The organism is Leisingera sp. F5 (genome assembly GCF_001593695.1).
Window position 1 is genome coordinate 1 of the sequence record NZ_LUKH01000250.1, and the last position, 3343, is coordinate 3343.

The window sequence follows — 3343 nt, forward strand, 5'->3', positions numbered from 1 at the left end:
ACCCCTGTGACCCTGTCGCTGGAAGAGTCGATTGCCTACATCAACGACGACGAGCTGGTCGAGGTGACACCGAACTCTGTGCGCTTGCGCAAACGCTACCTGGATCCGCATGAACGTAAGCGGATGGCCAAGGCCAACGCCTGATAGATAAAACGGCGGCAGAAACTTCTGCCGCCGTTTTCTATTCCGCTGAAGTCAGAGCTGTAACGCTGTCATCCAAAGCCACCCTGCCCGGCTCCACCACTTCGGCATACCAGCCGCCATGTCCGCGCATCGCGTTGTAACCGCCATGGCCCAGTAGCTCCTCCATCCGCGAGCAGGGCGGACAGGGGCCGGTCACATGCAAAACAGCACTCCCGATTTGCAGTTTGGCTTTGCGCAAAGCTGCCAGATTGATCCGGGAAACGACAAAGTTCCGGCGCAGCAGTTCCGGATGCAAATTGTCCAGCCCTGCAAGGGCCGCAATCACCGGCAGATGCTCAGCCTGGATTAATGTAACGGCGCGCTTGCCTTCTTTGGCATGATCGCCGCAAAGGCCCGCTGCCGTTACATCCACAGTCTCCGCTGCCAGAATTTCTTCCCTCCGCGCAGGGCGCAGGCCGATCCACGCCACCCGGCCTTGGCCAGCGTGACGTTTCAGCATTTCCGCAAAAGCGGTGATCATTATTCGGAGGTTTCCACCACCATCAGCTCGCGCTCGGATGCGCCGCGCGCATGGCTCAGCGCCTCCTGGTATTCCGGGCTGTGATAGCAATCGACGGCAGCGTCAACACTTGGGAATTTGGCCACCACATTGCGCGGACGCTCTTTGCCCTCCAGCTGCACGAAACGCCCGCCACGGGCGACAAACGTGCCGCCGTGCTTGGCAATGGCAGGCCCCGCCAATTCGGCATACTTGCCATAGGCATCAGCGTCAGTGACAGTCACATGTGCAATCCAAAGTGCGGGCATCGGAGCCTCCCAAGTTATGTTCTTTCCGGCAGATTAGGCAATTTGCCGGAAAGACCAAGCATTTTTTGACCAAATGGTCAGCCAACCAGCACGGCCTCGGCTGCCTTGATCGCCTCGTCGGCGCCGGAGAAATCCTTGCCACCGCCCTGGGCCATATCCGGACGGCCGCCGCCGCCTTTGCCGCCCACGGCTGGAACAGCCGCCTTCAGCACGTCCACAGCTGAGATTTCGCCAGTCAGATCGTCGGTCACGCCCGCGGCCACAGCAACCTTGCCGTCCTCCTCGGCGATCAGCAGGATCACACCAGAGCCGATGTTCTGCTTGTGCGCATCAATGAGGCCGCGCAGATCCTTGCCGGACACGCCCTGCAGCGCCTGGGCCAGGAACTTCCTGCCGCCGATCTCTTTGGCCTCGGCCCCATTTCCAGAACCGCCGCCCATGGCGACCTGCTGCTTGAGGTTCGAAATCTCGTTCTGCAGCGCCTTGCGTTCGTCCATCATCGCCTTGAGGCGGTCCATGACGTCCGCGGGCTGTGCTTTCAGCGCAGTTGCAATCTCAGCCATCCGGCCTGCTTCACGCTCCAGATGCTCAAACGCCGCGGCACCCGTCAGCGCCTCGATCCGGCGCACGCCAGCCGAGGACGCGCTGTCGCCAAGGATCACAAACGTGCCAATGTCGCCGGTCTGTTTCACATGCGTGCCGCCGCACAATTCGATCGAATAAGTGTCGCCATCGTGGCCCTTGCCGGTTGCAGCCCGCCCCATGGAAACCACGCGTACCTCATCGCCGTATTTCTCGCCGAACAGCGCCTGCGCGCCCAGGTCCCGCGCATCATCCGGGGTCATGATCCGGGTTGATACAGGTGTGTTTTGCCGAATGAAATCATTCACTTCCGCGCCAACCTTAGTCAGCTCAGCAGCGCTCATCGCCTTGTTGTGGCTGAAATCAAACCGCAGACGATCCGCGGCGTTGAGCGAGCCTTTCTGGGCCACATGCTCTCCCAGTGCATTGCGCAGCGCCTCATGCAGAAGGTGAGTGGCCGAATGGTTGGCACGGATCTGGCTGCGGCGCCCGTGATCGACCTCCATAGCGGCACCAAGGCCGACGGCAATCTTGCCCTCGGTCACTTCGGCAATGTGCAGGAACAGGCCCTCCACCTTCTTGGTGTCAGTGATGCGTGCGGCACCGCCGTCGACGGTCAGCACGCCGCTGTCGCCAACCTGCCCGCCGCTTTCGCCGTAGAACGGCGTCTGGTTCAGGATGATCTGAACAGTGTCGCCCTTGGCCGCCGATTGGGCCTGGGTCCCGCCCTTGACGATGGCCGCGATCTGGCCTTCGGCCTTTTCGGTCTCGTAGCCAAGGAATTCGGTCGGGCCTGCCGCGTCGAGAATGTCAAAGTAGACCTTCACGTCTGCGGCTTCACCCAGGCCGATGCCGCCGGCGCGGGATTTCTCCTTTTGCGCCTTCATGGCCGCGTCGAAACCGTCAGTTTCGACATGAATCTCCTTGGCGCGCAGAGCGTCCTGCGTCAGGTCGAGCGGGAAACCGTAGGTGTCATAAAGTTTGAACGCGGTCTCGCCCGGCAGGACGTCGCCTTTGCCCAGGCCGGCAGAAGCGTCATCCAAAAGCTTCAAACCACGGTCCAAGGTCTTGAGGAAACGGGTTTCTTCCTGCTCAAAGGTCTCTTCGATCAGGGCCTGCCCCTGGCCGAGTTCCGGATAGGCGGCGCCCATCTTCTGAACCAGTGCCGGCACCAGTTTGTGCATGACCGGATCCGTTGCGCCCAGCAGCGACGCGTGACGCATCGCGCGGCGCATGATCCGGCGCAAAACGTAACCGCGGCCTTCGTTCGAGGGCAGCACGCCTTCGGCAATCAGGAAGGAACAGGAGCGCAGGTGATCGGCGATCACCCGGTGGTGCACGTTCTGATCGCCAAACGGCTCCGAGTTAGTCACATTTGCGGAAGCTTCAATCAGCGACTTGAACAGATCGGTTTCATAGTTGTCATGGGTGCCCTGCAGCAGCGCCGCAATCCGCTCCAGCCCCATGCCGGTATCAATCGACTGCATCTCCAGATCGACCATCGAGCCGTCGGCGAACTTCTCATTCTGCATGAATACGAGGTTCCAGATCTCGATGAACCGGTCGCCATCTTCCTCAGCTGAACCCGGAGGGCCGCCCCAGATGTGATCGCCGTGGTCATAGAAGATTTCGGTGCAGGGGCCGCAAGGACCGGTATCACCCATCTGCCAGAAGTTGTCAGAGGTTGCGATACGGATGATCCGGTCCTCGGGCACACCCATCTTCTTCCAGATTTCAAAGGCTTCGTCATCGGTGTGATAGACGGTGGTGTGGAGCCGGTTCTTGGGGACCTCGAGCTCCTTGGTGATCA

Annotated in this window: 4 protein-coding genes; 1 reads left to right on the forward strand and 3 read right to left on the reverse strand. The window is 60.8% G+C overall.

Annotation, left to right across the window (positions count from 1 at the left end):
* The coding region (locus A2I95_RS42645; RefSeq protein WP_367152862.1) for a hypothetical protein at positions 1 to 144 on the forward strand (144 nt) is incomplete at its 5' end.
* Between the two features lie 37 nt (positions 145 to 181).
* Here the strand turns inward: A2I95_RS42645 and A2I95_RS28290 are convergent.
* The 3 genes from A2I95_RS28290 to alaS all read right to left on the reverse strand — a co-directional run.
* Positions 182 to 664 carry an MOSC domain-containing protein gene (locus tag A2I95_RS28290; RefSeq protein ID WP_291735261.1) on the reverse strand — a complete coding sequence of 161 codons (483 nt, stop codon included), beginning with the start codon at positions 662 to 664 and terminating at the stop codon, positions 182 to 184.
* Positions 664 to 951 carry a DUF1330 domain-containing protein gene (locus tag A2I95_RS28295; RefSeq protein WP_027258893.1) on the reverse strand — a complete coding sequence of 96 codons (288 nt, stop codon included), beginning with the start codon at positions 949 to 951 and terminating at the stop codon, positions 664 to 666. Before A2I95_RS28295 ends, A2I95_RS28290 begins: the two co-directional genes overlap by 1 nt.
* 77 nt (positions 952 to 1028) lie before the next feature.
* A partial coding sequence (gene alaS / locus A2I95_RS28300; RefSeq protein WP_291735263.1) for an alanine--tRNA ligase occupies positions 1029 to 3343 on the reverse strand: 2315 nt, incomplete at its 5' end.